Genomic DNA, 25,183 nt, shown 5'->3' on the forward strand with positions numbered 1-25,183 from the left:
ATTTGGCCAGGTAGCGTATGGCTCCTATAATTGAACCAACGAATACGGCAATCGCTCATAGTTGATATAGGCGATGCGGTAGACGATGACAGGAGATAAACACATGCCTTGGTATGCCTGGCTGATACTCATCATAGCCCTCGGCTCGATTGTCGGCGGGCTGATGATGTTGCGGGATACGGCGAAGAAGCTGCCCTTGACCGAAGAGCAGCTTAAGAAGGTGCATGAGCGCAATGCGCAAGCGGATGCCCAGGACGGGCAGGACCGCTAGTTTCCTTTCGCTGACAAGGGCGGCCCCTGGGGCGAAGGGGCCGCGTTGGTACAGTGCCGTTAGACGTTCTACTCCACCCTCAACTTGTCGCGATTGCGCTCCAGCAGCGCATTGCCGATGCCCTTGATCTCCAGCAATTCATCTACCGAAGCGAACGGGCCGTTGGCATCCCGGTAAGCGATGATGGCCTCGGCTTTTGCCTTGCCGATGCCGTTGAGCGCCTTCTGTAACGTCGGTGCGTCAGCATCGTTGAGGTTCAGCTGGGCAGCAGGGGCCGCGATTTGCGACACCTGGGGTACCGGTTGTGCCATGGCGGCGCTGTCGGCCGGTGCCGCGCTGAGGGAAAAAGACAGGCCGGCGAACAACGGCAGAAACAGGTAGGACAGAACGGTATTACGCATTTCGGACACTCCTTCGAGTCTGATTACGAGGCAGCGTTTCCTTAGCTGCCCCGTAAAACTAGCGACTTGAGGGAGGTTGAGAAAGTGCGATGAACAACCGATTAGTTACCAAATCGAACAGCCGACAGTGCCAAATGAAACGCCCTGTAGGAGAGCGCCGCAAAGCATGAAGGTGCCTTCTGCGCTTACCGATCCTGGCGCTGCTGCTGGTAAACCCAATCGACGATCTCCCCTTCCGGCGCATAGCCGCTGACCAGCTCGCGCAGCAGTTGCCGCACCCGGGTGAAGTCATCCTCCGCCACCGCCTTGAACAACGTGCCCAGGCGCTCCCTCAACAGGTCCCAGGCGACGTAGTCTTCGTTGGCGGCCATGATCATCGGGTGCGCGGTAGGGGAAACATCATCGCCAATCAGCAGTTCTTCATAGAGCTTCTCACCGGGGCGCAGCCCGCTGAATTCGATAGCGATGTCGCCATGGGGGTTACTCGCGTTACGCACACTGAAACCGGACAGGTGAATCATTTTTTCCGCCAGTTCCACGATCTTTACCGGTTCGCCCATATCCAGCACGAACACATCACCGCCCTGCCCCATGGCACCGGCCTGAACGACCAACTGCGCCGCCTCGGGGATGGTCATGAAGTAACGCGTGATCTTGGGGTGGGTAACCGTCAGTGGGCCACCGGCTTTGATCTGCTGGTGGAACAACGGAATCACCGAGCCCGAGGAGCCCAGCACATTGCCGAACCGCACCATGGTGAAGCGGGTTTTGTTCACGCGTGAAATCTTGCCACTGTCACCGTACATCACCGGCGCCGCTTCGCGGCTCAGCGCTTGCAGAATCAGCTCGGAAAGCCGTTTGGAGCTGCCCATCACATTGGTCGGGCGCACGGCCTTGTCGGTGGAGATGAGCACGAAGTTGGCCACGCCCGATTGCAGGGCCGCCTGCGCGGTGCAGAGGGTGCCAAACACGTTGTTCAGAATGCCCTCCGCCACGTTGTGTTCGACCATCGGCACATGTTTGTAGGCGGCGGCATGGTAGACCGTGTCCACCTGCCAGGTGCTCATCACATCGGCCAGATGATGCTGATTACGCACCGAGCCCAGTATCGGCAGCAGGCGCACCGACAGCGATTCCCGCGCCGCGCGCTGTTCCAGTTCACTGAGGATGCTGTACAGGTTGAACTCGCTGTGATCGAACAGCAGCAAGGTCGTTGGCCCCGACCCGATGATCTGACGGCACAACTCGGCGCCAATCGAGCCCCCCGCACCGGTCACCAGCACGGTTTGTTTCTTGATGCAGCGTTCCAGCAAGTCTTCCTGCGCGGGCACCGGGTCGCGCCCCAGTAAATCGGCAATGTCGACGTCCTGAATGTCGTCGACTTTCACCCGCCCGCTGGCCAGGTCGGCAAATGCCGGCACACTGCGCACATGCAAGGGGTACGGCTCGAGGAACGCGAGGATCTCCTTGCGGCGGGCCCGTGAGGCCGATGGCAGTGCCAGCAGGATTTCCTGCGCCCCGGTTTCCTTGATCATCTGTTCAAGGTGCTTGGGCTTGTACACCTGCAGGCCGGAGATAACCCGGTTGGCAAGGTCGCCATCATCGTCGATGAATGCAACGGGCCGCATCGCCCGCCCCATGCGCAACGCTGCCAACAGCTGATTGCCGGCTGTGCCGGCGCCATAGATAGCGACCCTGACCTGGCCATCATCGCGGTTGGCGAAAGGAATCTGGTGGGCACCGGTAAACCAGTCCCCCAAAAAATACTGGCGCATGATCAGGCGCAGGCCCCCGATGATCACCAGGCTCAGCCACCAATAGTTGAAGATGATCGAGCGCGGCACGATGACCTTGTGGTTACTGTACCAATACACCACCACCGCAAGAATCAGCGAGGACAAGGTGACAGCCTTGATAATGGCGATCAGCGCATCATTGCCGAAGTAGCGCATCACCGCCCGGTACATGCCAAAACGGATGAACAACGGGATTGCAACTGCTGGGGCTGCCAGGAACAGCCACGTGTGTTCGACGATAGGGTTGTACATCTCATCGATACCCAAGCGCACGATGAACGACAACCACAAGGCGAACCAGATCAGCAGGACGTCAGTGCACACCTGTATCAGGCGCTTCTGCCGTCGAGACAGGTTCACCAGGTACTGGCGGACCCTGTCTTTGCTCGCTTCACTCATCCGGTTCTCCTGTTTTGCAAATCGCCCTGATCATAGGGCCGTTGGCCTGCCAGCCAAACCGCACATTCAACACCTTTGTGCGAAGCCCAATCCGTCCGGCCATGTTACTCACGTTTACCTGCACGATATTTGATCGCCAGCAGTGTAAGAGGCCCATAGGCCACCAAGGTTCCCACTGCACCATCGAGTTGCAGTACCACCACCGCAACGGCAATGGGCAGCAACCAGCCAAGGTTGATGGCTGCCACGGCCAGGCTTACAGGCAAATGGCTGCCGTACTGGCGCGACGCATGCTGGTAGGCGTGACTGCGATGGGCCTCATAGACCTTTTCGCCACGCAACAGACGCCGAACCAGGGTGAACGTGGCATCGACCACGAACACACCCAAAAGTATTAACCACCCCCAGAAGAGTAGCGGGTTTATCCAGCCTGCCTGCAACGCCAGCAAACCCAGCACGATCCCCAGGAAACCACTGCCCGCATCGCCCATGAAGATCCGGGCCGGGGGGAAGTTCCAGAACAGGAACCCCGCCACCGTCGCCGCCAGCAGCAGCGGTAGCCAGAGTGCCTGGGTATTGCCTGTAAGCCAGTACAGCAGGCAGCCACCCAAACAGGCACAAATGGCCTCAATGCTGGCCAGCCCATCGATGCCGTCCATGAAATTGTAGAGATTGAGCAACCACACCAGGTACAACGCCCCGAGCATCGCGCCTAGCCAGGCCAGGTCCAGCTGCAGCCCGAACAGCGTGAGCGGGGGCATACCCCCAAGCCAGTACAACCCCCACCCTGCTGCCAGGAAATGCCCGAGCAAGCGCCAGCGGGCGGCGATGTGGCCGTGGTCGTCCATGAAGCCGATCAGCGCAACCAGGCCTGCGGCCCCCAAAACACCGACCAGCAGCGCCGTTGGCACTACCCCGCTCCAGCCCAGCACCAGCATGGCGATCAGGAATGACATGACAAACGCCACGCCGCCACCGCGCGGTGTTGGCAAGGTGTGCGAACTGCGGGCATTGGGAATGTCCAGCAGGCTGCGGGACAAGGCGTAACGGCGCAGCGCTGCGGTCATTGCCAGGGAGGCGAGGCCTGCGGCCAGAATCAGCCAGCTCATGAATGATGGGTATCCAGGAAAGATCGAGCGGTCATGTTCAGTCCTTGCTCAACTGAGCAGGGCGGGGTCCAGCCCAGCACCTCGCGGTTCTTGGCGATGTCCACCTGCAATGAACCCAGCAGGCGCTGGGCAAGGTCGCCACGGCCCAGCAGCCCTGCCGTCACGCGCAGCAAGCCAGGCGGGACGGGCAGCAAACGTGCCGGGCGACCTAGTGCACGGCCCAAGGTACGCAGCAGCCGGCTCAACGAGACATCGTCGCCGTCGCTTGCCAGGAACGTCTGGTTGGCAGCCTGGGGATGGTCGATGCAAGTCACGATCAGGTCGACCAGGTTGTCTATGCCCACCAGGCTGCGGCGGTTATCCACGGCCCCGAACGGCAGCGGCACGCCGCGGTGTACCCAGCGCATCATGCTCTGGAAGTTGGCTTTGACGCCTGGCCCATAAACCAGTACCGGGCGGATCACCACCACTTGCATGCCAGTGGCCGCGGCCAATTGGTGCAAACCCTGCTCTGCTTCGTGCTTGGAGATGCCATAGGCATCCTGGGGTGCCGGCAGGTCGTCTGCACACAAGGGCTGGCCAGGCTGGCTGAGTTCACCGTTGACCTTGATCGAACTGATGAAGATAAAGCGCCGCACGCCGGCTGCTGCCGCCTGACGGGCCAGGCTCAGGGTACCTTCGACATTGACACGGCGAAACTCGGCCAGGCTGTCGGCGGCGGTTTCCTGCATCACATGCACGCGCGCTGCGGCATGCACCACTGCATCGACACTGGCGAGGGCCGGCGCCCAATCGGTTGACGCAGTCATTTCGCCCACGGCTACGCCCGCGATCTCGGCCGGGCCGGTGCCGCCCGTGCGCAACGCCGCACGGGCGGCATAGTCGCCCAGTGTGGCAAGCTTGCGGCATACAGCACTGCCAACGAAACCGCTGGCACCGGTGACAAGAATGGTGCGTCTATCCATGAGTGATCATCCAGCCCGTGGGCATTACAAGCATCGACTGGCGGGCAAACCCGCTCCCACCGGCCCCCGCACAATCAAACAAGGTTACCTGCCCTTCAACAGGCTGCGGTAAAGCTCGGCATAGGCGCTGACCATGGCAGGCGCCGTGAACACCTCTTCATAACGCTGCTGCGCCTTGGCGCCCATGGCCTGTGCCATGGCCGGGTCAGCCCACAGACGCTGCATGGCCTGCGCCAGCGCGCCGGCATCGCGGGGCGGCACCACCAGGCCAGTCTGGTCGGCCAGGTTGATGAAGGTGGTACCCGAGCCCATCTCGCAGGAGATCAGCGGCTTGCCGTACATCGCCGCCTCAAGCAACGAGATGCCGAACGACTCGGAGCGCAGGTGCGACGGGAACACGAACCCGTAGCACAGTTCCAGCAGCGCGGCCTTGTCGTCGTCAGGCAACCCGCCAAGAAAATACACATGGCTCAGGCCCAGCGCGGCAGCTTGCTGCTTGAGTTCGGCCTCCAGGAAGCCGCCGCCCATTATCACTACCGGCAAGCCGTTTATTTTCGCGGCTTGCAGCAGGTAGTCCAGGCCCTTGTAGTAGCGCAACGCGCCAACGAACAGGAAAAAACGCTCGCCCAGCCGTGCCCGCCAATACGCCAGCTTTTCGACGGACGCCTTGGGGTACGTTGCCCGGTCCAGGCCATAGGGGATGATCGCAACCTTGTCCTTGAAGCGCGTCAGTACCGGGCTGTGGGCCGCGTAGTTGGGCGACGAGGCAACCACCCTGTCGACGCTGGAGAAGAAGCGGTTCATCAGCGGCTGGTAGAGCTTGAGCAGCCACTTCTGCTTGACGATATCCGAGTGGTAGCTCACCACGGTGGGCTTGTTCAGCCGCGTGATGAAATGCACCAGGTCCATGTAGGGCCAGGGGAAATGGTAATGCACGATGTCTGCCTGCCTGGCCAGCTCGGCAAAGTCCTTGAGCGCCGACAGCGAGAAACCGGTAGACGCCAGGTGCAGGTCGAGCTTGGCGCGGTGGGTCAGGTGGTTGCCCACCGGTTCCCCGCGTGCAGCCCCGCGGTTGCTGAGGTACAACACCTGCGAATCGATACCTTGGGCCCGGCCACCTTCAGCGATCTGGAAAATGACCTGCTCGATACCGCCCATGGAGTCCGGGTAGTAGGTCTTGAAAAAGTGCAGCACCTTGATCATCGGCCCTCCTTGACCTTCTGGTACACCTCGAGGGTGGCCTGGGTGCAGCGCTCCCACGAGAACCCGCTGGCATGGCGCAAGCCCTGCGCCACGGCTGCCGCACGCCAGCTTTCATCTTCCAGCCCCTGTTGCAGCAACGCAGTGAGGGCATCCACGTCATCGGGCGCACACATCAATGCGGCCTCGCCGGCCACTTCAGGCAGCGACGAACTGTTGGAGCACACCACCGGCACGCCCGAACTCATGGCTTCAAGCACTGGCAGACCAAAACCTTCGTAGTGCGATGGGAAGGTGAACAGGCGTGCGCCGGCAAACAGCAGCGGCAGGTCTTGGCTGGGCGCAAAGCCCAGGTAGCGCGCCCAGCCTTGCTGCTGCGCCTGGGCGATACGTGCATGAATCGCGTCGCTGCGCCAACCATGGTAGCCGGTGAGGATCAACGGCCAACGCTGACGCAACGCCAGCGGCAGCCTGCCGTAGGCGTCCAGCAAGGTTTCCAGGTTCTTGCGCGGCTCAATGGTGCCGACGAACAGGCTGTAGCCACCCGGTTGCAGGCGATGGCGCGCGAGGGTTTCGCGCAGCGCCTCAGGGCTGCGAGGGTAGAACTCCGGGGAGCTGGCCAGCGGGATGGCATGAATACGCTCGATGGGCCAGGCGAAATAATCGGCCAGCTCCTGCCGGGTATAGCGCGAGTCGGTGATCAGCGCATCGGCACGCTCAAGCGTGAGCTTGAGCTCTTTCTGCAGGTAACGGGCAACCTGCGGCGCGTGGCAATGCGCCCACGTAAACGGCGACAGGTCATGGAAGGTGGCCACGCTGCGGCCAGCGAACGGCGGCAGGTAGTAGTTGGGGCTGTGGTAGATGTACTCGTCATACCCTTGCAGCGCCCGCTTGCGCAAATACGGCATCAGCCGCCGATAGGCTTCCACAGCCAATGCGTTTTTCTGCACAAGGCGCTTGAGCCCATGCACGGCATCGGACTGCTCCGAGGGTGTGGGCAGGCCTGGTAGAAAGCGTCGGCCGGCAAACAGCCGCAGGTCGGTGACTTCGCTACTGCGCTGCAGCCGCGAGGCCAGCTCGTAGGTGTAGCGGCCAATGCCGGTCAGTGGGAAACGGACCGGCTCGACGGATAGAATGAGCTTCATTTACCCGCAAGCATCCATCCCAGGGTTTCATCCAGCGAAGGGGTTTGCCACCCCGGTACCAGCCCTCGCAGCCGGGCATTGTCGCCGCAGAGGGTCTTGACCTCGTTGGCCCGCACGAACGCGGGGTTCACCTGCACTTCAATCGAGTGCCCGGTAATGGCCGTGCATTTGGCGATGACTTCGCGCAGCGAATGGGTGTGCCCGGAGCTGACGTTCACCGTCTGCCCCAGCGGGCGCGCTTCGATCAGCCCGCGGTAGGCCTGGACCACTGCACGCACGTCGCTGAAATCGCGCCATACGTCGAGGTTGCCCAGTTCGATAGTGTCGGCCTTGCGGTGAAAGTGCGAGACGATCTTGGGCAGCAGGAAGTTTTCTGCCTGCCCAACACCGGTGTAATTGAAGGGACGCGCGATGACGATCGGCAGGCGATCGCACCACAAACGCGCCATGTATTCCATGGCCAGCTTGCTGACCGCGTAATCATTGGCTGGCGCGGGCGGCGTCTGCTCGTCGAGCATCCCCTCGGAAACGTTGCCATATACATTGGCACTGCTGGCAAGCAACACACATTCAGGTGCCTTGCCACAAGCAGCGATGGCTTCGAGCAGGTTGCGCGTGCCCAGCAGGTTGACCTGGTAAAACGCATCGGCAGCGCCATGCCCGACAAATGCAATGGCAGCCAGATGCACGATGACATCTGGCTGCACTTCGGCCAACAATGCGCGCAAGCCCAGGCCGTCAGTAAGATCGACCTGGTGGTAATCCGGGGCATCCAGCGCTTGGCTGCCCGTGCCGACTACCTCGTAGCCACTGGCTCGCAACTCGTCCGCCATGTAGCGGCCGGTGAAGCCCTGAACCCCTGTGATAAGCGCGCGTTTGTTGGCCTTTTGCATCAGAACGAGAACCCTTTTTCGTTACGACGCAGGTCGGCTTCGACCATCATGCGGCACAGCTCTTCAAGACTGGTCTTGGGCTCCCAGCCCAGCACTTCCTTGGCCTTGGCCGGGTTGCCGATCAGCAGTTCGACTTCGGCTGGGCGGTAGAATTTCGGGTTGATGACGACCAGCACCTTGCCAGTGGCGGCGCAGGTGCCCTGCTCTGCCTCGTCCTTGCCGCTCCACTTGATTTCGATGCCCGCGGCCTTGAAGGCCATGGTGACGAAGTCGCGTACGGTTTCGGTACGGTTGGTGGCCAGCACGAAGGTGTCCGGCTCGTCAGCCTGCAGCATGCGCCACATGCCTTCGACGTATTCCTTGGCAAAGCCCCAGTCGCGCTTGGCGTCGAGGTTGCCCAGTTCGAGTTTGTCGAGCAGGCCGAGTTTGATCTTGGCAACCGAGTCGGTGATCTTGCGGGTCACGAACTCACGGCCGCGCAGCGGCGACTCGTGGTTGAACAGGATGCCGCTGGTGGCAAAGATGTTGTACGACTCACGGTAGTTGATGGTCATCCAGTGCGCGTACAGCTTGGCCACGCCGTAGGGGCTGCGCGGGTAGAACGGGGTAGTTTCGACCTGCGGGATTTCCTGGACCTTACCGAACATTTCCGAGGTGGACGCCTGGTAGAAGCGTACCTTCGGGTTGACGATGCGGATCGCTTCGAGCAGGTTCACCGCGCCCAGGCCGGTGATTTCAGCGGTAGTCAGCGGCTGCTCGAACGAAATACCCACGAAGCTTTGCGCAGCGAGGTTGTAGACCTCGGTGGCTTCGGTGGTTTGCAGCAGGCGGATGCTGGCCGACAGGTCGGTGAGGTCGTATTCGACCAGGTGCAGGTTGGGGTTGGTGTGGATCCCCAATTCCTCAATGCGCCAGAAATTGACCGAGCTGGTACGACGGTAGGTGCCATAGACTGTATAGCCCTTTTCCAGCAGCAGTTCTGCCAGGTAGGCGCCGTCTTGACCAGTGATCCCAGTGACGATTGCTTTCATGCGACTTAACCAACTCCGATAGTGCCGTACGGGCATGTGTGATTATTAGACCCGGCGCGAGCGATTCCTGCCGCGCACGTGAAGGTTCGATGTCGGAGTATACATCTGTTAGGCAGTGTGCTCGACTCAGAAAAGACTGACGTAGGCCAGCGGGGAGCGTTTCCTCCGTGCGTGGCCTTCCTGGTGGGGCCGGGTTACCTCCGAGAAGCCAGCACAACCTCAACAGCCATGCTGACCCTACGGTGCACGACACAGGTTCTAGTTCAGCGCGGTGTTGCCAGTGGGCGACTTGCCGCCGATGGGTTGCGCAGCAGCCCCGGTATCCAGACGCGCTACATCACCACCCGGCAGGCTGGTCTCTGGCACTGGGCTCAGCCACACGTTGACGTTGTCGACGCTTTCCTGGTTCAACTCCCCGGCCCAGCGGTTGAGCAGGAACAAGTTGGTGATGAAGTCATACTGCGACTTGAGCAGGTCGCGACGGGCCTTGAATTCGTTCTGCACGCTGGTCAGCACATCGACCGCATTCACCACGCCGAAGGCGAACGCCTTCTGCGCCGCCACGCTGGACTTCTGCGCAGACGACAAGGCATTGCGGTTGGCGCGGATCTTCTCGACGCTGGACTGGGCAGTGAGGTAAGCCGTGGTGGTTTCTTTCACCACCTGCCGACGAATGCCCTCCATCTGCTCCTCGGCAGCCAATTGCTCGTTATACAGGCCACGCACCCGGGCAGAGGTAGAACCACCGCTGTAGATCGGGATTCTCACCCCTAGGGTGGCCACATAACTGTCGCTGCGCGGCGCCTGGGTGTTGTCATAACCCTGGTCACTCTGTTGCGCGCTCAAGCTCAAGGACAGCTGCGGGTAGTGCTCACCCTTGCCTTCACGCACCGCGGCGTTGGCAGCCTCGGCTCCGCTCCGGTACGACTTGAGCAACGGGTTGGTTTCGATCGCCTGTGTAACCCAGCTTTGCAGTGGGCGCGTTGGCGCCTGCAGCGCTACGTCGTTGCGCACACGGCTCAGCGGTTCGTTAATCGGCCGCCCAACAATCTCTGCCAGCGCTTCGCGGCTAACCTGCACCTGGTTGCGTGCATCCACCTCTTGCGCCGCCAGGGCATCGACACGCGCCTGCATGTCGAGCTTGTCGGTGATCTTGGCCATTTGCCGGTCAAACATCATGCTGACCCGATCAAGGTTCAGCTGCGTGGCGCGGCGTTCGGCCTGCACCAGCGCCAGTTCATCGTCCGCAGCCAGCGCCACAAAGTAGCGCTTGGCCAGGTCGACGGTCGCCTCGGCCAGGGTGTCCTCGGCCTGCTGGCCCTTCTGGTCCTTGACGCTCTTGGACTTCTGGTAACGCTCCCACGCCGGCTTGTTGTACAGGTACTGGGTCAAGCTGAGCGAGTAGGTTTCGTTGTTGTAGATGTCGCGCGACAATTCATTCTTACGCAACACGCGGCTGGAGTTGGCGTTAGCCGACACCTGCGGCAGCAAACCGCCGAGGGCTTCACGCTGCTGCTCGGCCGCTGTACGCGCCCTGGCGTAGGCCACCAGCACGCGCGGGTCTTCCAGCCGGGCTTCGCGATAAAGCCCGGCGAGGTCCAAGGCGTAGGTCGACGCTGAAACAGCCCTTGGGGCTTCGCCCGCTGTGCCTTGGGGTTCTACAGCCAACGCCTGCCAGGCAGCCATGCACATCAAAACACCGGGTAGCAAACGCAGCACAATCATTCCTCGATCAGCGATTCAGCGAACATGTTGCGCGCCGGTTTCAGCAGGTACTGCAGCATGGTGCGGTCGCCTGCATTGATCAGGACCTCGGCAGGCATGCCCGGTTGCAGCTTGCGGGTGCCGAGTTTTTTCATGCCGTCTTCGGACACGTTCACCCGCACCAGGTAGTACTGGTCGCCGGTGCGCTCTTCGGTGAGGCTGTCTGCCGAGATACGGGTCAGGGTACCTTCAATGACCGGGGTGGTGGCCTGGTTGAAGGCAGTAAAGCGAATGTCCGCTTTTTTGCCCAACTCCAGGCGGTCAATGTCCTTGGTGGCAACCTTGGCCTCGATCACCAGCTCCGACGATGCGGGAACGATGTCCAGCAGTGGCGTTGCTGCGCTGACCACGCCTCCGATGGTGTGTACTTTCATGTCTAGTACCATGCCGCTTTCAGGCGCACGGATCACCACACGGGACAATCGATCGCGCAGCGCTGCTTCCTTTTCCTGCAGGTCGAACACCTGGGCCTGGACATCGGAAAGCTCTTTAGCCACATCAGAGTCGAACTTCTTGTTCAACTGCACGATCTGCAACTCCGTCTCGCCAATCTGCAACCTTGTCTTGGTGATGGTCGACTCGTGGTCTGCCACCTCGGTCTTGAGCATATCCAGCTTGCGCTCCTGCTCGAGCAGACGCTGGTTGTCAACAAAGCCTTCGGCCAACAACTCCTTCAGTTGCTTGATCTCGCCGGTATAGGACTTTTCCAGGTTGCGCTTGGTACGGATCATGTCATTGAGGCCGACAATCTGCTGCTTCATCTGCTCGATGCGCTCGCGATTGACCGAAATCTCGCCCTGCAACGAATCATGCCGGGCCCTGAACACCTGCTGCTCACCAGCCAGGGCTTCCATGGCGCGGTCCGAATCGGTGCCGTCCATGGTCACAGGCGGGATCGCCTGCAGGCCATCGCGCTCTGCACGCAAGCGTGCTTCCTTATAACGAGCAACGATCAGCTGGTTGCGGGTGGACTCGTACTCCGCGCTCAGCTGAGATTCATCCAGCACGATCAGCGGGTCGCCCTGCTTGACCATGTCGCCATCGCGGGCAAGCAGTTCCTTGACGATACCGCCTTCCAGGTGCTGCACGGTTTTGCGGTAGTTCTGCACGGTAACTACACCGGAGCCATGCACCGCATTGCTCAACGGGGCGACGGCGGCCCAAGTGCCGAAGATACCAAAGGTAACGAATACGATGGCCAGGCCCACGCGGCGGATACCGCGGTCGGACGTGGGCATGTCGTCGAAATTGTGATCGAACGTGGTGATCGCTTTACTGCTCATCTTGAAATCCTTTCACGCGCCGGTGTTTGTCGTAGAGACAGGCGCAGCGGCAGCCGCCGCAGGGGGAGCTGATTGAGGGGCAGCGGGTGCGGCCGCCGGCGGCTGCGGCGCAGCCGGCTGGGGCACACGCTGCTGGGCTTTGGCCTGTTGTGCAGCCAGCTCGGCGATCACGCGGTCACGCTCACCATACAGCGAAATGGTTCCGCCCGACATCACCAGGATGCGGTCCAGGCGGGTGAGGATGTTCGGGCGGTGCGACACGATGAACACCGTGGCGCCAGTTTCCTTGAGCTTTTGCAGGGCCACGCCCAATGCACGCTCGCCCACATCGTCCAGGTTGGAGTTGGGCTCGTCGAGCACGATCAGACGCGGGTTGCCGTAGATAGCACGGGCCAGACCGATACGCTGGCGCTGGCCACCGGACAGGTTTACGCCGTCGCTGCCGATCACGGTATCGTAACCATCTGGCAGCATCAGAATCATCTCGTGCACACCGGCCATTTGCGCGGCTTGCACGACCTTTTCCGGGTCGACCTTATCGAAACGTGCGATGTTTTCGCTGATGCTGCCTTCGAACAATTCGATGTCCTGCGGCAGATAACCCACATACGGGCCGAGGGCTTGCTTGTCCCAGCTGGCGATGTCGGCGCCGTCGAGGCGGACCACGCCATGTTGTGGGGGCCAGATGCCCATCAGAGCACGTACCAACGTGGACTTGCCGGCAGCACTCGGGCCAACGATACCAACAATGGAGCCTGCAGGGACCACGAAACTGATACTACGCAGCACCGGTGCCTTGGCGCCAGGCGGTGCGACAATCAGGTTTTCTACCTGGATGTGGCCTTCAGGTGCCGGCAGCGGCATGCGTTCAGGTTCTTTGTTAAGGTCGTCCATGACCTTGCTCAGCCGATCGTATTGTACTTTGGCGCCAACAAAGCCTTTCCAGCTGCCGATCATCTGGTCAATGGGTGCCAGCGCCCGGCCCAGCAACAGGGAACCTGCCATCAGCAGACCCGGATTGATCTCGTGGGTCGCCACCAGGTAGGCACCAATGGCCAGCATGATCGATTGCGACCAGGTGCGGAAGGTTTTGGACGTGGAGCTGACGACCCCACCCTTATCGCTCGCCTCGGACTGCAGCATCATGATGTTGCGCTGGCGCTTGGCCCAGCGGTTCATCAAGGTGTCCAGCATACCCATCGATTCGATGACTTCAGCGTTGCGCAAAGTCTTGGTGGTGACAATGTTGGAAGCGACATTTTCTTTGTTTGCGGTGGCGAGCGCCTTCCCTGTTACCCGGTGGTTCACCACAGCCAAGGCGGTGAGCACTACGCCACACACAAGCGTCATCCAGCCGAACCATGGGTGGAACAGGAACATCACGATGGTATAAATCGGGAACCATGGCGCGTCGAAAAATGCGAAAAGCCCGGACCCGGTGAAGAATTGGCGCAGCGACGTCAGGTCATTCAAGGACTGCGCCGTGGCATCGCCGCCGCCGCTGTTGAGCGCACGCTTGAAGCTCGCCCGATACACATCCCGGCTCAGCATCACATCCAGTCGGTTGCTGATGCGCACCATGATTCGTGAACGCACCCACTCAAGCGCCCCCATGGTTACGACCAGTACCGTCATGATCAGCGTAAGCATTAGCAAGGTGGATGTACTGCCGGAAGGCACGACCCGCCCCGACACCTGGATCATGAAGAAGGTGGGCACCAGCATCAGGGCGTTGACGAAGAAGCTGAAGAAACCGACCGAAAGGAAGCTGCTCTTACAGGCTTTGAGGGCGGCTTGCAGGTTATTTTCGGGTAGTGAACTCATGGTATCCATACTGAGAAAGGCGAAAACGGCGGGCAGTGTAACACCCACTGGCGGTTACGGAGTGTGGGAATGCCGGTAGGGCACTACCCATGGCCGACGAACTGCGTATGAAAGCACAGGAATTATGAAACTCGTAGCCGATGGCGCCATGCCCTGTTACTCGGGGCACGGGCGAAAACTTACGAGGCACATCGCCATGCCAGATTGCGGCAGCCCGACCAGCGGCACCATTAAACATAATCGGCTCGTTCAGGTTAATGGGAAAACGCTGAAATGTTGACAGCACTCTTACACATCAGCTTAATCAATTGATTTTTAAAGAATTTTCCCACACAAATAAATGTTGACGTTCCTGCACGGTTATACCTAAATCGCCCCCTACGAGCGCTGCTCAGATGATTTAGTTCACTGCAAAAATGAAAATTTTTTTACTTTTTGCAGTTGACAACTTTTTCACATCGCTTCATCTTCCCCTATCGCAGGGAGCCACCACTGGCCGTTTTTGTGTACGCACGGGTCTGAGCAAGTTAGCTACCAGTGTTCTGTTTAAAAGGAGCTTAACAACGCCATGTCTATGCCTTCGCAGACCCTTGATGGCCTGAAGATCAGCTCCCGAGTGACTTTGCTCGAGCCTGGCATGTACATCTTCCGCTATGCCTCGCAGCCCCCCGCCGACAAGCCGGTTTGCATCGCACTGCAGCAGGCGCCGCTGGGCAAAGGCTCCATCGATTTCTTCCCAGCCGAAGGCGTCAGCAAAAACATGCTGACCAAGCTCGGCGACACCATCGTCGCGCGGGTCAAAGGTGGTGTGACCACCATCCTGATCACCGAATACCACATGTTCGACGACGTGATCGACCCCGTCGACCTGCGCATTGACCGCATCGACACCTCGCCGGCCATCATGCGCACCTTCGCGGTGGTCGCCACCACTGAGCCTGCCGCCGTCCTTGCTGCCGCCACCCCTATCGCACTGCAGCTGTCCGCTCAGTTGCAGAAAACGGGTGAAGTCGCGTCAGCTGAAGGCTGGATAGGCGTGCCGGACAGCGATGAGTTCATTGAAGGCTTCGCCATCGAGTGGCCAGACAAACCGGTGGGCGTCGACTTGCTCTACACCTGCATGGTAGCCGGCTCCGGCCCGAGCCGTAATGTCTCCACCGGCACCTTCATCGGCGCCCGCGGTCAAGGCCTGCCGTTGATCTGCGCAGGTTTCAGCCTGGTGGGGCCTCACCGCAAGCACTACGAATTGTCAGGCCATATCGTGTTCGGTGGCGCCGAGCCACAACGCCTGATCGCCAATCAGATGATGCATGGCCCCACCGGCAACGAGCCGTTGGTGGCGCTGCATATCGCCATAACTCCCGTTACGAAGATGAACGCTGCCCGCTCTAAGTCTCCGTGGGAAAACTCTGCGCATAAGCAGAAAATCAGTGCCACAAGCCAAATGGCTTGAAGTGACAGGAATACACCATGCAATACGATAACCCCGTATCGACCAGCGCTCTGCAAGCGAGCCTGACCGCCGACAGCGCCAACCTCTCCGACTCCACTATCACGGCCATCAACAGCCTGTTGAACCTGGATAACGTAGACACCGTTGCTATCGCTGGCATCACCGGGAACACCGCTGTACTGCCAACCTCCGGTGCCGCCGACATCGTTCACGGTGTGGTTGAAGGCGCCAAAGGCGACCAAGTTGTGGTTGACCTGGCCGCCGCGGAAGCTGCTGGCGTCAGCGCCTATGTGCTGCAGAGCGACGCCAACCTGGTCGTTAATCTGCAAGATCAAGCACCTGCTGGCGACGTTCAGGCCTTCGCTGCCCCGGCTGCCGACGCAGCAGTTGCTGCTGATGACTCCGCCATCCAGCTGGTAGTCACCACCGGTAACGGCGATGACGTAATCACCGTCAACGGCGACCAGAACACCTTCATCGATGCTGGCGACGGCAACGACACCATTATCACCGGTAACGGCAATAACACTGTTATCGCTGGCGCTGGCAACAACAACGTGAAGACTGGCTCGGGCAACGACACTGTCATCCTGAGCGGCAGCAACCACTCGGATATCGTCGACACTGGCGCCGGCTACGACTACGTCCAGCTGGATGGTTCGCGTGCCGACTACAACTTCGCTGTTGGCAACAACTTCAGCGTGAACCTGACCGGTAACCAGACCGCCCTGATCTCGAACGCAGAGTTCCTGACCTTCGTTAACGAAAACGGTTATGACACCGTTGCTCTGGCGCACAGCCAAGACGAAGCTGTTGCCCTGCGTCTGTACCAAGGCGTTCTGGGCCGCGACGCGGACGGCGTTGGCGCGAAGAACGTGGTGACTTCGCTGAACGACGGCACCTCGCTGAGCGATATCGCCAACTCGTTCCTCAACTCCGCTGAGTTCGCTGGCGCAAACAACACCGCTGCCATCAACGAGCTGTACCAGTCGCTGCTGGGCCGTGAGGCTGACTCTGCTGGTTCCGAGGGTTGGGCAGCTCTGCTGGCTAACGGTGGTTCGCTGGCCGACATCGCTGCAGGCATCGCCGTTTCCGCCGAAGCCCAAGAGCACGATCAGTCCAACGGCAACTTCGTACGTGAGCTGTACACCAGCGTACTGGGTCGCGAAGCTGACGAAGCCGGCCTGGACGCTTGGGTCGACCAACTGTTCAACGGCACCAGCCGTGCAGACGTTGCCAAAGGCATCGTTGGTTCCGCCGAAGCCCTGGAGAAATCCAACAGCGACTTCGTCGACGCTCTGTACCAGAGCGCGCTGGGCCGCGAAGCCGATGCAACTGGCAAAGCTGGCTGGCTGGCAGTGCTGGATAACGGCGGCTCGCATGCCGACGTCGCTCTGGGCATCGTTGGTTCTGCCGAAGCTGCTGATCACATCGACAACGTCGTTGTGCTGCACGGCCAGGTGTAACTAGCCCTGTCGTAGCGAAGCATACGCCCGGCCGCAAGGCCGGGGGTATGTGAAAGGGGGCGACTTTCGGGTCGCCCCTCTTTTTATTATCTGTAGTCAAGCCAAGCTTATGTCCAGACAACTCGACCATGGGCGAGAAACGCTCATGGACATTTTTCATCGCCATCGCCAAGCCGGTGAGCATGAACTCGCCGTCAGCGTACTCGACCGGGCCGTGCAAATCGCTGAGCACCGGCCTGAGGCTTTGATATGGAAAGGTATTGCGGCACTGCCGCATAACCCTAAGCTGGCCTTTTTATTTCTAGTAACCGCGGCACAGCTGCTACCAGAGCGCGCCGATGTGCGGGCACTGGCAGGTCGCGCCTTGCTGACACAAGGGCATGCAGAACTCGCCACTCGCTACCTGACTCTGGCATGGCAAAAAGTGCCCGGGGATGCCGCCCTGCGCACGCTGCTATGGCAGGCTCGTAGCCAGTCCGAAACACCTGCCATGCTGCGCAGCATGATTCTAGCGCACTTGCCTGAGATCACCGCGCCCAAGGAATTGGCGCAAGTACTCAAGTTACTTGCGGCACAAGCTGGAGCTCCCGCTGCGGTAGGTGTGGTGCACTATCTGGAGGAGCGACGCGAAATCCAGGGATGGGCAATCGACCTTGGTAACATGCAGGCTCCGGCCTCATTCAAGATCGAGGCTGGCGGGACTACGGTTGACGCGGTCGCCAACATACACCATCCGTTGCTTGACGCTGCCGGCCTGTCGACCACCCACGGCGGCTTGCGTATACGCGTGCCAAACCCGACAGCTGCCGTGCATATCCGCTTTGCCGACGATACCCCGCTACTGGGCAGCCCGGTGTTTGCCATGCAGTCATTTGTTCCGCCTCTGGAATGTCGCACCCGGGGTACGCAACAGCATGTGGATGTACTGATACCGGTCTATAACGGGTTGCAAGAAACGCTTGAGTGCATCAACAGTGCGCTCGAAGCCCGCAAACGCAACCGCACACCTCATCGGCTGGTTGTAATCGAAGACGCTACCCCAGTGCCGGCGCTGGCAAAAGCACTGAAGGTATTGGCAGGCAAAAGCAAGATCACGCTGGTGAACAACGCCGTGAACTTGGGTTTTATCCGCACCATGAACCGCGCGATGGCAATGAGCCCCGATAGGGATGTGGTATGGCTTAATGCAGACACGCGGGTACATGGCAATTGGCTGGATCGGTTACGCAACATAGCTCACAGCAGTGAAAATATCGCCTCCGTCACACCTTTCACCAACAATGGCGAATTGATGAGCTTCCCTCAGAGCCAAATTAGCCATGTCATGCCAACTGCACGCGAGCAGGCGGAGCTGGATGATCTGACGCAATACGCCAACATCGACCCTATCGAAATCGAGACAGGTTGCGGCTTCTGCTTGTACATAAAGCGTACAGCGCTCAATCAGGTAGGCTATTTAGATGAGATTCACCTGGCTCGAGGGTATGGCGAGGAAACAGACTGGTGCCTGCGTGCCCGCAGCTTTGGCTGGAGGCATATGGGCGCGCCCAATGTGTTCGTAGCACATAAAGGAGGGGTTTCTTTCGGGGCAGAAAAAACACTCCGCGTTGCCCAGAACAACGCCATTTTGCGCCAACGCTATCCAGACGCTTCAGCTCGCTATAATGCGTTCTGCCTGCGCGACCCGATCAAGCCTGCCCGAGATGCGCTGCAGCACGCACGCCTGGCTCGCTTTGCACGACAAAATGATCAAGACAAACGCTCGCAGTGGCCGAAGGAAGGCAGCAGCACGCTACATATCCATGATGGCACAGGCGCAGAATCTACCCCCGCCCTAATCTGGCGTCGCGACAGCCATCGCACCTGGGTCACGCTGAAAGCGCCGCTTGCCCCCTTGGCACTGGAACTTGACTACGAGCTGCCTGAAGACTTTTCCGAGCTGGTCAACAACTTGGCGGCGCTGCCACTAGAAGACATCGTGCTCGAACACCAGGTCACGTGCCCAACCAAGCTCTGCGATCTGCCTTCACTCCTGAACATTCCTTACGCAATCGTGCACCGTGACGGCCATCTACAAGGCCAGGATGCTACTTACGATTGGCAGCGTTTTGCCAACGAGGCAACAAGCGTGCTCTTACCGTGGCAGTCCTGGCATCGCGCATTTGCCGAGGTATTCCCGCAAGCGAACCTCGTTACCCAACCAAGCGCTGAACAGTCTGCTCCTGCAACCAGCGAACCAAGTGTACTGTTGATTGGCGACGCCCTGGATGATCCGCACATCATCCAAATTTGGGTTCGCCTTGGCAGACGCATCACCCGAGAGCAGTTACCGCTTACGCTGCTGGTCAAACAAGACACACCGTGGCTAAAAACCTTATCTGCAACCGGTGCAGTTCATGTGCTACCTCAGGTAAACGGTTTCAGCTTGCCGGAGATTGCCAAGGCGACCGGATGTGATGCTGTGGTCAGTCTTGCCCCTTCTCCTGGCGCAAGATGGCTTGCCCCGGCACTTGCCAGCCAATTCGATTTACCGTTGTATACCTGTCGCCATTCCCTGGGCACTGAAGCAGGGGCGAACTGTGTAACCCAATTACCATTTTCACTGAGCCAAAACTGATGACACAGAATGTCCTCGACGAGCGGCCTACGGGTCAGAAATCTGTAGCGCTCTCATCTTTTCGTGGTTGCATCAACGGACTGTACGGGGATGTTCTGCAGGGGTGGGCCATGAATGTTGCACAACCAGATCAGCGGCCTGTCGTTGAAGTGTTTGTAGATGGGGCCAGTGTCGCGTTGGTTAAGGCAGATCAATTTGAGCCCAATGCTCCGCACGGCGATCAATTTCATGGATTCACCGTACAGCTGCGTCAGAGCCTGCTCTCGGATGCCAACCTGGTAACCGCTCAAGTTGCAAATACTGGCTACGTGCTCGAAGGGGAAATTCTGCTACCCTCCCGCCCTCTGCCAGAAGCCGCTGCCGTAGCTTCGCAGGTATGGCATACCGGCGGGCTGCGCGTAGGCGGATGGTCTTGGGATCCACAGGCCCCGCAACGCCATGTTCAAGTCACGCTACGCGAAGGCAACCGAATTGTCGCGCGGGTCACTTGCAATACGCATCACCAAGCACTCGCTTATCGCGCCACAAGTGATCACGGTTTTGCAATCGATCTGCCGTGGGAACTGGCAGATGGCAAGTTGCATGTCATCGAAGTAGTCAATGACCTTGGACAGACGCTGTCTGGCAGCCCAATTCGCTTGTGCTGTCAGCCGGAGGGCCTTGAAGGCTTACTGCAAAAGCTTGAAACCCAACCCGATACAGCGATGCTGACGCTTGTGGCGGAAGTTGCGAAGGAGCAATCAGCACGATTGCCGAAAAGTGCAGGATGGCCGCACTACGCGCGATGGTTCGACGCCTTCCAGAAGCACGACCCACTCGCTGTTACGCCATTCAAGTTCAAAGCTGGGCTGTTACTGCTCACTGAAGGTGGCGCCGCTCTCGAACAAATCAGCCTCGATAGCCTGGGCAATGACGCTGAGAACCTCCATCAGCTGGCGAAGGCTGCCCCAACTGACCTCCTCCCTGCACTGGAGCAGTTGCTGGCAGCTGGCTGCGACTGCGTTATTCAGATCACTGCAGGCGACAGGCTGGCACCACAGGCCATCGTACAGCTTTGCGCTTTGCTGGAGGATGGTTGCGCTTGGGCCTTCGCCGACTGTGACCACGACGGGCCACAAGGCCAACGCAGCCTGCCATGGTTCAAACCGGTTTGGGACATTGACCTGTTCATTGGCGCAGACATTTTCACTGATGGCGCAATTTTCTCTGCAGCCATTGTTCAAGACGCTTTGACGCTGCTCAAAGCAGGCAAAAGGTACTCTGGCCTGAACCGGGACGATCTGGTTGCCGGTATAGCGCTAGCTACAGAGCTAAACGGCAGATCCGTAACGCATTTGCCTCGGGTTCTCTACCACCGCTCCAGAGATGCGTGTACAAGCCCGGAACAAGCTACACCCTCGCAGCAACGCAAGAACGCCGTTGCCTGGTTGTGCCAAGGCCTAGCCCCAGGTGCGCACGTCAGCTCCGTTGCAGATTATCCAGCTCTGCTCAGGGCACACTGGCCGCTCCCCGATCAACTGCCACGCGTCAGCCTCATTGTGCCCACACGTGACCAATACAAATTGCTGCACGCATGCATCGAAGGTTTGCTGAACAACACAGATTACCCGGACTTGGAAATCATTGTTGTCGACAACCAGTCCACAGACCCGCAAACATTGGCCTACTTCGCCGAACTCACACAACGCGGCGTTAAAATTCTTGCGCACCCCTACCCCTTCAACTATGCGACGATCAATAATCGCGCGGCACACCTTGCCACTGGAGAGTTGATAGGTCTGGTCAACAACGATATCGAAATCATCGAAAGCGGATGGCTCAAAGAGATGGTTTCACAGGTGCTGCGTCCCGGTGTCGGCGCAGTCGGTGCCAAGTTGCTGTGGCCCAATAGGATGGTCCAGCATGGTGGCGTAGTTGTTGGCGTCAATGGCCTCGCTGCGCATACAGGGAACACCTTGGAACAACGCGATGCCGGATATCTTGGGATGAACCAGATTACAAGGCGGCAAAGCGCTGTTACGGCGGCATGCCTGTTGCTCCGCAAGTCACTATTCGACTCCGTTCAAGGCCTGGATGAGCGAGCGTTTCCTGTGGCCTTCAACGATGTCGATTTATGCTTGCGCATCCATCAGTTAGGCCTACGCAATATCTGGACCGCCTTTGCCCAATTGATCCATGCCGAATCCGCTAGCCGAGGTAAAGATGTTTCGCCAGAGAAGATGGCACGCGCCCAGCGGGAACAGCAATTGTTTAAAGAACGATGGTCCATCAACTACAGGGACCCCTTCTACCACCCCGCGTTGAGCCTAGACTATCTGACCGGCCCCTATGGAGGGTTGTCATTGCCCCCACAACAAGAATATTGCGTCCCCAGAAAATCGGCATCCGGTGAGAGTCATGGCCGTGTTTGTTTGCATAATCCCTCCTGAGGCGCCAGTACACTCACTGATCATAACAGGGACACATTGACATGAAGCATCTGGATTGCACACTACGAGATGGCGGTTACTACAATAACTGGAACTTCTCCGAAGCGCTGATCGCGCAGTACATAACCGCCATGCAGGCCGCAGGAGTTCAAACGATCGAACTGGGCCTTCGTTCGTTGAAAAACAGCACTTTTAGCGGCGCCTGCGCGTACACCACTGATGCCTTCCTAAATACACTGGACCTGCCCCCTTCCATGACGATTGGCGTAATGGTCAACGGGAGTGAGCTGGTCGGAAAAAACGCGGCGCAGCAAGCACTGCAGCTGTTGTTCCCTAACCCCGCCAGTGAATCGCCGGTTGACCTGGTACGGATTGCTTGCCACGTTCATGAGTTTGCGGAAGCGCTGCCTGCAGCGAGCTGGCTCAAAGAGAAAGGCTATGATGTCGGCTTCAACCTTATGCAGATTGCGAACTGCTCCGAAAGCGAAATCAAAGCGCTGGCCAAACTTGCAAACAACTATCCGCTGGATGTGCTGTATTTTGCTGACAGCATGGGCAGCATGTCCCCTGAAGAGGTAGTGCAAATCATCCACTGGCTGCGCAGTGAATGGCAGGGTGCGCTGGGTATCCACACCCATGACAATCTGGGCTTGGCGCTTTCTAATACACTACGCGCGATGGATGAGGGGGTTACTTGGGTTGACTCTACAGTAACAGGTATGGGGCGTGGCCCCGGCAATGCCCGCACCGAGGAGCTGGCTATCGAGATAGCTGCACGCACCGGCATACTCGCCAATCTAATACCTTTGATGACGCTTCTTCGTGAGCACTTCAAACCCATGCAAGTTAAGTATGGCTGGGGTACCAATCCCTATTACTACCTTGCTGGCAAATATGGTATCCACCCTACCTACGTTCAAGAAATGCTGGGTGACTCCCGCTTCGGCGAAGAAGATATTCTTGCGGTCATTGAATACCTCCGCAATGAAGGTGGTAAGAAGTTCAGCGTGCACACACTGGATGCCGCCCGGCACTTCTACCGTGGCGCCCCCTCCGGCCAGTGGGCGCCCGAAGCCCTCTTTGCCGGCCAAAACGTGTTGCTTCTAGGTACAGGCCCTGGCGTTGCGGCGCACCGGCAAGCATTGGAACATTTCATTCGCCAGCATAAACCCGTTGTGATGGCCCTGAACACGCAGAGCTCCATTGCTGCTGAACTGATTGATGTCAGGGTAGCCTGCCATCCCGTCCGCCTTTTGGCCGACTGCGAAGCACATATCAAACTACCCCAGCCCTTAATCACGCCCTATTCCATGCTGCCGCTGGACGTGCAGGGTGCGCTCGCCAACAAAAACGTTCTTGATTTTGGGCTGAACGTCCAGCCCGATATCTTCACATTCGAAAACACCCATTGCACAATTCCGACCTCGTTGGTCGTAGCATACGCCATGGCTGTCGCCAGTTCAGGTAAAGCCAAACGCATCCTGATGGCTGGTTTCGACGGATACCCTGGCGAAGACCCACGGAATGCCGATACCAATAAGCTTTTGAGGCAGTATCAAGACACCCCGTCCAGCACCCCTTTGCTGTGTCTGACGCCAACTCGGTATGACATTAACTGCCAAAGTATTTATGGGCCGCTGAAATGAAATATGAAAAAACAACGTGTTTCTTGCCCTGCCGAAAAGGCAGCGAACGGGTCCCGAACAAGAATGTAAAACCCTTTTGCGGTCACGAGTATGGCCTTATTGAAGTCAAGTTGAATCAACTACTTGAAGCCGACGCCATTGACACAATCGTGCTGAGCACTAACGACGAAAGCATTCTTGACTACGCTGCGTCGCTTCAGAACAGCAAAATAAAGCCTCACAAGCGACGAGAAGACCTGTCTTCCAGCCAGACTAGCACTGACCAGCTGGTTGCGCATGCTCTTGAGTTAATCAACGAGGGTAACATCTTATGGACGCATGTTACCTCGCCATTCCTCACCGCCAGCCACTACAACGAAATTGTGAAACTCTACAATGAGAAGTTGCTCGACGGCTTTGACTCCTTGATGACCACAAATCTACTGCACGGATTCCTCTGGCAGAACGGCGAAGCCATGAACTATGATAGAAACGTCGAAAAATGGCCAAGAACACAAACCCTTTCCCCAGTACATGAAGTAAATAGTGGTATATTTCTTGCCCATACAAATATTTACAGGGAGTTAGATGATCGAATTGGTCATAAGCCCTATCTTCACCCCCTGTGCAAACTGATCAGTCATGACATTGACTGGCCGGAAGATTTCGCAATTGCCGAATGCTTGTTGGAGAAAGGTTTGGTTACACTATGAAGAACATCCAACTGAACCTAGCCTCTTATGCGACACTAGTCTTTGACTGCGACGGAGTGGTGCTAGATTCTAACAAACTAAAAACCCAAGCGTTTTATCAGGCAGCTCTACCTTATGGGGAACTGGCCGCTCAGGCTCTCGTTGATTACCACCTCGCGAATGGCGGGGTCTCTCGTTATAAAAAGTTTTCTTATTTTTTAGAGCATATAGTTCCCGAGCATATTGAAGGGGTCACATTAGACAATCTGCTTGATTGTTATGCCGAGCATGTCAGGTGCGGCCTCCTCAATTGCAATATAGCGGCCGGACTTCGAGAGCTTCGAGATAAAATTCCGAATACCCGCTGGTTGGTCGTGTCAGGCGGCGATCAAAACGAGCTTCGCGAGATTTTTGCTCTACGCGAGCTTGATGAGCTATTCGATGGGGGTATATTTGGAAGCCCTGATATCAAAGAAGATATTCTTGCACGCGAGCAAGGCAGTGACAATATCACGCACCCTGCTTTGCTTTTAGGCGACAGCAAGTATGATTACAAAGCTGCAAGCGAAGCAAAAATTGACTTCATGTTTATGAGTGATTGGTCGGAAGTATCAAATTGGGAAAATTGGTGCTTTGAAAACGAAATATGCTCCGTAGCCAACATCTCATGCCTCAATAATTTTTGTGCCCCCGCTTACTCACAAAAGTTGTAGAAAAACCGTACAACCAAAGCAACACCTTTATTGACAACAGCACTCTCTAGTTATCACACTTTGACAAACCTCACCCTTTCAAAGGTGAGGTAACTCCTCAATGACAC

At 58.3% G+C, this 25,183-nt stretch carries 19 protein-coding genes; 8 read left to right on the forward strand and 11 right to left on the reverse strand.

Translation table 11 applies throughout. The features are described 5' to 3' along the window. The first annotated feature begins 103 nt into the window (after nt 1-103). Complete coding sequence (locus tag L6D80_RS17710; RefSeq protein WP_082422733.1) at nt 104-271, forward strand: DUF2897 family protein; 168 nt, start codon at nt 104-106, stop codon at nt 269-271. A 68-nt stretch (nt 272-339) separates the two neighbouring features. Here L6D80_RS17710 and L6D80_RS17715 read toward each other — a convergent pair whose 3' ends face one another. The 11 genes from L6D80_RS17715 to L6D80_RS17765 all read right to left on the reverse strand — a co-directional run bounded on the left by L6D80_RS17715 (nt 340) and on the right by L6D80_RS17765 (nt 14,081). Continuing rightward, nucleotides 340-672 carry a ComEA family DNA-binding protein gene (locus tag L6D80_RS17715; RefSeq protein WP_054900433.1) on the reverse strand — a complete coding sequence of 111 codons (333 nt, stop codon included), beginning with the start codon at nt 670-672 and terminating at the stop codon, nt 340-342. A gap of 185 nt (nt 673-857) precedes the next feature. Then, nucleotides 858-2,867, reverse strand: a complete 2,010-nt coding sequence (locus L6D80_RS17720; RefSeq protein WP_176512755.1) for a polysaccharide biosynthesis protein — start codon at nt 2,865-2,867, stop codon at nt 858-860. 104 nt (nt 2,868-2,971) lie between these two features. Further along, nucleotides 2,972-3,976 (reverse strand): MraY family glycosyltransferase, encoded by a 1,005-nt coding sequence (locus L6D80_RS17725; RefSeq protein WP_176512756.1) that lies wholly within the window; start codon nt 3,974-3,976, stop codon nt 2,972-2,974. Next, complete coding sequence (locus L6D80_RS17730) at nt 3,973-4,941, reverse strand: UDP-glucose 4-epimerase family protein (RefSeq protein ID WP_176512757.1); 969 nt, start codon at nt 4,939-4,941, stop codon at nt 3,973-3,975. Before L6D80_RS17730 ends, L6D80_RS17725 begins: the two co-directional genes overlap by 4 nt. A gap of 84 nt (nt 4,942-5,025) precedes the next feature. Then, complete coding sequence (locus L6D80_RS17735; RefSeq protein WP_176512758.1) at nt 5,026-6,144, reverse strand: glycosyltransferase family 4 protein; 1,119 nt, start codon at nt 6,142-6,144, stop codon at nt 5,026-5,028. Then, nucleotides 6,141-7,286, reverse strand: coding sequence for a glycosyltransferase family 4 protein (locus tag L6D80_RS17740; protein ID WP_176512759.1), 1,146 nt, complete (start codon nt 7,284-7,286; stop codon nt 6,141-6,143). The genes L6D80_RS17735 and L6D80_RS17740 overlap by 4 nt, the downstream gene beginning before the upstream one ends. Then, on the reverse strand, nt 7,283-8,179 hold the full coding sequence (locus L6D80_RS17745; RefSeq protein ID WP_176512760.1) for a GDP-mannose 4,6-dehydratase: 897 nt from the start codon (nt 8,177-8,179) through the stop codon (nt 7,283-7,285). Before L6D80_RS17745 ends, L6D80_RS17740 begins: the two co-directional genes overlap by 4 nt. Next, complete coding sequence (gene gmd / locus L6D80_RS17750) at nt 8,179-9,210, reverse strand: GDP-mannose 4,6-dehydratase (protein ID WP_176512761.1); 1,032 nt, start codon at nt 9,208-9,210, stop codon at nt 8,179-8,181. The genes L6D80_RS17745 and gmd overlap by 1 nt, the downstream gene beginning before the upstream one ends. A 258-nt stretch (nt 9,211-9,468) precedes the next feature. After that, on the reverse strand, nt 9,469-10,935 hold the full coding sequence (locus L6D80_RS17755) for a TolC family outer membrane protein (RefSeq protein WP_176512762.1): 1,467 nt from the start codon (nt 10,933-10,935) through the stop codon (nt 9,469-9,471). Continuing rightward, nucleotides 10,932-12,257, reverse strand: a complete 1,326-nt coding sequence (locus tag L6D80_RS17760; RefSeq protein WP_176512763.1) for an HlyD family type I secretion periplasmic adaptor subunit — start codon at nt 12,255-12,257, stop codon at nt 10,932-10,934. Before L6D80_RS17760 ends, L6D80_RS17755 begins: the two co-directional genes overlap by 4 nt. Nucleotides 12,258-12,269: 12 nt before the next feature. Next, a complete protein-coding gene (locus L6D80_RS17765) occupies nt 12,270-14,081 on the reverse strand; it encodes a type I secretion system permease/ATPase (protein WP_176512764.1) in 1,812 nt (603 codons plus the stop codon). A gap of 574 nt (nt 14,082-14,655) precedes the next feature. Here L6D80_RS17765 and L6D80_RS17770 point away from each other — a divergent pair. From L6D80_RS17770 to L6D80_RS17800, 7 genes are all read left to right on the forward strand, one after another. After that, nucleotides 14,656-15,534 carry a hypothetical protein gene (locus tag L6D80_RS17770; protein WP_176512792.1) on the forward strand — a complete coding sequence of 293 codons (879 nt, stop codon included), beginning with the start codon at nt 14,656-14,658 and terminating at the stop codon, nt 15,532-15,534. Between the two features lie 17 nt (nt 15,535-15,551). Further along, a complete protein-coding gene (locus tag L6D80_RS17775) occupies nt 15,552-17,000 on the forward strand; it encodes a DUF4214 domain-containing protein (protein ID WP_176512765.1) in 1,449 nt (482 codons plus the stop codon). A 145-nt stretch (nt 17,001-17,145) separates the two neighbouring features. Beyond that, on the forward strand, nt 17,146-19,617 hold the full coding sequence (locus tag L6D80_RS17780; protein ID WP_176512766.1) for a glycosyltransferase family 2 protein: 2,472 nt from the start codon (nt 17,146-17,148) through the stop codon (nt 19,615-19,617). Then, nucleotides 19,617-22,046, forward strand: a complete 2,430-nt coding sequence (locus tag L6D80_RS17785; RefSeq protein ID WP_176512767.1) for a glycosyltransferase family 2 protein — start codon at nt 19,617-19,619, stop codon at nt 22,044-22,046. The genes L6D80_RS17780 and L6D80_RS17785 overlap by 1 nt, the downstream gene beginning before the upstream one ends. A gap of 41 nt (nt 22,047-22,087) precedes the next feature. Next, a complete protein-coding gene (locus tag L6D80_RS17790) occupies nt 22,088-23,692 on the forward strand; it encodes an aldolase catalytic domain-containing protein (protein ID WP_176512768.1) in 1,605 nt (534 codons plus the stop codon). After that, nucleotides 23,689-24,384, forward strand: a complete 696-nt coding sequence (locus tag L6D80_RS17795) for an acylneuraminate cytidylyltransferase family protein (protein WP_176512769.1) — start codon at nt 23,689-23,691, stop codon at nt 24,382-24,384. Before L6D80_RS17790 ends, L6D80_RS17795 begins: the two co-directional genes overlap by 4 nt. Continuing rightward, nucleotides 24,381-25,076 (forward strand): HAD family hydrolase, encoded by a 696-nt coding sequence (locus L6D80_RS17800; RefSeq protein ID WP_176512770.1) that lies wholly within the window; start codon nt 24,381-24,383, stop codon nt 25,074-25,076. The genes L6D80_RS17795 and L6D80_RS17800 overlap by 4 nt, the downstream gene beginning before the upstream one ends. Nucleotides 25,077-25,183: the final 107 nt, after the last annotated feature.

It is taken from the genome of Pseudomonas ceruminis (assembly GCF_021602025.1).
Classification (GTDB): domain Bacteria; phylum Pseudomonadota; class Gammaproteobacteria; order Pseudomonadales; family Pseudomonadaceae; genus Aquipseudomonas; species Aquipseudomonas ceruminis.